General features: G+C 71.5%; 2 protein-coding genes. Both read left to right on the top strand.

Going from position 1 to position 4,891, the window contains the following annotated elements:
- A partial coding sequence (locus ACIRG6_RS37670; protein WP_403326620.1) for an acyl carrier protein occupies positions 1-750 on the top strand: 750 nt, incomplete at its 5' end.
- Positions 747-4,891: type I polyketide synthase (locus ACIRG6_RS37675; protein WP_403326623.1), on the top strand; the 4,145-nt coding region annotated here is incomplete at its 3' end. The genes ACIRG6_RS37670 and ACIRG6_RS37675, both read left to right, overlap by 4 nt.

The following is a 4,891-nucleotide window of genomic DNA, read 5'->3' on the forward strand; positions in this document are numbered from 1 at the left end:
CGCCAAGGCGTCACCGCCCTGACCACCGAACAAGCCCTCCACCTCCTCGACACCACCCTCACCGCCAACCACCCCCACACCATCCCGCTGAAGCTCGACCTGGGCGCGGTGCGCCGTGAGGCGGAGCGGAGCGGTGAAGTGCCCGCCCTCTTCCGCGGCTTGGTGCGGGCGAGGCAGCGCCGGGCGGGTGCGGCGGCAGCGGCCCCGGGCGCACTGCGCGACCGGCTGCTCGCGCTGCCCGAGGAGGAGCGGCACGCGTCGGTGCTGGAGGTGGTGCGGCGCGAGGTCGCCACTGTCCTCGGCATAGCGGACGCCGCGAGTGTCGGCGCCAAGCAGGTGCTGAAGGATCTCGGCATCGACTCGGTGATGGCGGTCGAGCTGCGCCGCCGCCTGTCGGCCGAGACCGGGGTGTCGCTGCCGGCGACCCTCGCCTTCGACTACCCCACCCCCACCGCCATCGCCGGGCTCCTGCTCGACAAGCTCGCACTCGGCGGCGCCGGTTCGGGCGCCTCGGCACCTCGCCTGACGAAGATCCAGATCGACGCACTCGTGGAGCTGCTGCTCTCCGCGACGCCGGAACAGCTCACGACGCAGGGCCTCGTGGCCAGCTTCGTGGACCTGCACGCGGCGCTGTCGAAGACGGCCGCCGCCGAACCCGGCGAACCCGAAATGGACGCCGCGGACGTCACGGACAGCAGCCAAGAAGACCTCCTCGATTTCCTGGACCGCAAGTTTGGAGTGGGCAAGTGAGCGCTACCGACGTGCAGAAGCTCGAGACCTATCTGCGACGTACGACGAACGCGCTGCTGCAGGCCGAGAACGACCTCGCCTCGGAGCGCGCCGCGAAGACGGAGCCGGTCGCGGTGGTGTCGATGGCCTGCCGCCTGCCCGGCGGTATCGGCACCCCCGAGGACTACTGGCAGCTGCTGGTCAGCGGATCCGACGCCATCAGCGGCCTGCCCAAGCGGTGGGAGGGCCTGGGCCTGTACGACCCGGACCCCGAGGCCGTCGGCAAGTCCTACGCCCGCGATGGCGGGTTCATCGAGGACATCGAGGGCTTCGACGCGGAGTTCTTCGGCATCTCCCCGCGTGAGGCGCAGTCGATGGACCCGCAGCAGCGGATCATCCTGGAGACCGTCTGGGAGGCCCTCGAACGGGCAGGCGTCCGCCCCGACACGCTCTCGGAGTCCCGCACCGGCGTCTACCTCGGCACGATGAGCTCCGACTACGGCAAGCAGGCAGGTCTGGGCGATCTGGACGGGTACGTCAGCACCGGCAACGCGAGCAGTGTGGTGTCGGGCCGGGTCTCGTACGCGCTCGGCCTTCAGGGCCCGGCCGTCACGGTGGACACGGCGTGCTCGTCGTCGCTGGTCGCCACCCACCTCGGCGTGACCGCCCTGCGCAACGGCGAGTGCGACACCGCCCTGGTCGGCGGCGTCACCGTCATGTCCACCCCCGCCCTCTTCGTCGAGTTCAGCCGCCTCAAGGGCATGGCCGCCGACGGCCGCTGCAAGAGCTTCTCCGCCGACGCCGACGGCGCCGGCTGGGCCGAAGGCGCCGGCATCCTCCTCCTCAAGCGCCTCTCCGACGCCCAACGCGACGGCGACCGTGTGCTGGCGGTCATCCGGGGCAGCGCCGTCAACCAGGACGGCCGCAGCCAGGGCCTGACCGCCCCCAACGGCCCCTCCCAGCAGCGCGTCGTCCAGGACGCACTCACGGCAGCCCGCCTGACCCCCGACGACATCGACGCCATCGAAGCCCACGGCACCGGCACCAGCCTCGGCGACCCCATCGAAGCGGGGGCGCTCGCGGAGGTCTTCGGACCCACGCGAGCCAAGGACCACCCCCTCTACCTGGGCTCCTCCAAGTCCAACATCGGCCACGCCCAGGCCGCGGCCGGTGTCGCGGGCGTCATCAAGATGATCCTCGCCCTCCAGCACGACACCCTCCCCAAGACCCTGCACGCCGACCAGCCCAGCCCGCACATCGAGTGGGAGGGCTCCGGCCTGGAGCTGCTCCAGGATGCCCGCCCGTGGGTGCGGGGTGAGCGGGTACGCCGCGCGGGCATCTCGTCGTTCGGTCTCAGCGGCACCAACGCCCATCTGATTCTGGAGGAGGCGCCCGCCGTCGAGGCGGCCGAGGCCGCTGAGGCTCCTCGGCTTCCGGTGCCGATCGTGGTGTCGGGCCGGAGCGAGGCCGCACTGCGGGAACAGGCGGGACGCTGGGCGGACTGGCTGGCGAACCACGACGAGGTCCCGCTGGCCGATGTGGCCGCCACGGCTGCGCTGCACCGTACGCACTTCGGGACCCGGGCTGCGGTGCTCGCGGAGTCGGTGGAGCAGGCCGTTGAGACGCTGCGGGCGATCGCCGAGGGCCAGCCGCATGAGCAGGTCGTGACCGGGACGGCTCAGCCGCGGGGGAAGACGGTGTTCGTCTATCCCGGGCAGGGCAGTCAGTGGATCGGCATGGGCCGGGACCTGCTCGCCCAGTCGCCGGTGTTCGCCGAGACGATCGACGCCTGCGACACCGCTCTGAAGCCGTTCACCGGCTGGTCGGTGCGCGAAGTCCTCACCGGTGAGGGTGGCGACCACCCGCCGCACGACCGGGTCGATGTCATCCAGCCCGCACTCTTCGCCATGGGCGTGGCCCTGTCCGCCCTCTGGCGCTCCCACGGCATCAACCCCGACGCCGTCATCGGCCACTCCCAGGGCGAAGTCGTCGCCGCCGTCGTCGCCGGCGCACTCACCCTGGAACAGGGCGCGCAGATTGTCGCCCAGCGCTCCCGGGCGGTCCTGGCCTGCTCGGGCAGTGGCGGCATGGCCCTCATCGAGCGCCCCCAGGCAGAGGTCGAGGAGTTCATCGCACCCTACGGCCAGGCGTTGTCGATCGCCGCCATCAACACCTCAACCTCAACGGTCATCTCCGGCGAGGCCGGCGCACTGGACCAGCTGGTGTCCGAGCTGCAAGAGCGCAACGTCTACGCCCGCAAGGTCAACGTCGACTACGCCTCCCACCACGCCCACATGGACCCCCTCCTGCCCGACCTCGCGGCAGGCTTCACCAACATCACCCCCACCCAGACCAACACCGCCTTCTACTCCACCGTCACCGGCCAGCCCACCGACGGCACCGAACTCGACGGCACCTACTGGTGCCGCAACCTGCGCGAAACCGTCCGCTTCGACCAAGCCCTCACCCACCTCCTCGCCGACCACCACACCACCTACATCGAAATCAGCGCCCACCCAGTGCTCTCGATGCCCCTCACCAACGCCGCCACCGAACACAACGGCATCGTCATCGGCACCCTCGCCCGCAACCACGGCAGCCACACCCAACTCCTGCGCAACCTCGCCCTGCTCCACGTCCAAGGCCACACCACCGACTGGACCAAAACCCTCCCCGCATCCGCCGGACAGGCACCCCTGCCCACCTACCCCTTCCAGCACGAACACTTCTGGACCGAGCCCACCCACACCCCCCAGGACACCACCTCACTCGGACTCCACGCCTCCACCCACCCCTGGCTCGGAGCCGCCACCGCCCTCGCCAACGGCGAAGGCCACCTCCTCACCGGACGCCTCTCCCCCACCCAACACCCCTGGCTCAACGACCACACCGTCTACAACACCCCCCTCCTCCCCGGCACCGGACTCCTCGAACTGGCCTGGACCGCAGCCACCGAAACCGGAGCCACCCGCGTCGACGAACTCACCCTCGCCGAACCCCTCGTCCTGCCCGAACCCGGCGAGACCAGCACCCACATACGACTCCAGGTCACCGTCGGCGCGCCGGACGACTCGGGCCGCTGCGAGGTGGCCGTATACAGCCAGCAGGAGGACGGCAAGGAGACCTGGACGTGCCACGCCACCGGTGTTCTCGGGGGCGCTTCGGACCAGGACGGCGCTGACGCCGCCGCTTCCGGGGCGTCGTCCGCGCTCGCGCAGTGGCCGGTGCCCGGAGCGGAGCGGGTGGAACTGGACGGTCTCTACGACCGGCTGTCGGAGCAGGGCCTCGGGTACGGGCCCGCTTTCCAGGGGCTGCACGAGCTGTGGCGCAAGGACGGCGTCGGATACGGCCTCGTCCGCCTCCCCGAGGGGGTCGCACCGGGTGAGTTCGGCGTGCACCCGGCGCTGCTCGACGCCGCCCTGCACACCCTCGCGGCGCTGCGCAGCACCGAAGAGGCCGTGATCCTGCCGTTCGAATGGAGCGCTGCCGAGCTGCGTTCGACCGGGCCCGGCGAGCTGCGGGTGCGGGTGGAGCTGGACGACGCCCAGACGTCGGCGCGGGTTCTCGCCGCCGATCCGGCCGGGAACGTCGTGGTGTCGGGAACGCTGGCGCTGCGTGAGGCGACGCGCGAGCAGATTCGCGGCAGCCGGTCAGCCCGGCATCTGTACAAGGTTGCGTTCACGCCGGCCCGTGCTCTGCGTGAGGTGCCGCATGAGGACGTGTGGGTGCTCGGCGGCTCGGGCGATCTCGCCCGAGCGCTGGGTGTCGAGGCCGTAGCAGATCTGGCGGCCGCGCTCGCCGGGCTGGGTGAGGACGAGCTGCCGCCCGCGCGGATCGTGGTGGACGCCACGGGTGCCGCTCCGGGCGGTGGCGTGGTCGACGCGGAGTCCGTTCGGGATGCCGCCGCGGCTGTCCTGGCGCAGGTTCAGGACGTCGTCGCGGAGCCGCGGCTTGCCGAGGCCGAGGTGGTCTGGGTGACGCGTGGCGCTGTGGGTGAGGGCGCGTACGACCTCGCGCACGCGCCCGTGTGGGGCGTGGTCCGCGCGGCCCGGGCGGAGTACGCGGAGCGTTCGGTGCGTCTGGTGGATCTGGATGCCGGTGCGGTGGACGCCGAGCTGCTGGAGCAGGCCATCGCGGTCGAGGGAGAGCCCGAGATCGCCCT

It is taken from the genome of Streptomyces flaveolus, assembly GCF_044765825.1.
GTDB lineage: Bacteria > Actinomycetota > Actinomycetes > Streptomycetales > Streptomycetaceae > Streptomyces > Streptomyces flaveolus.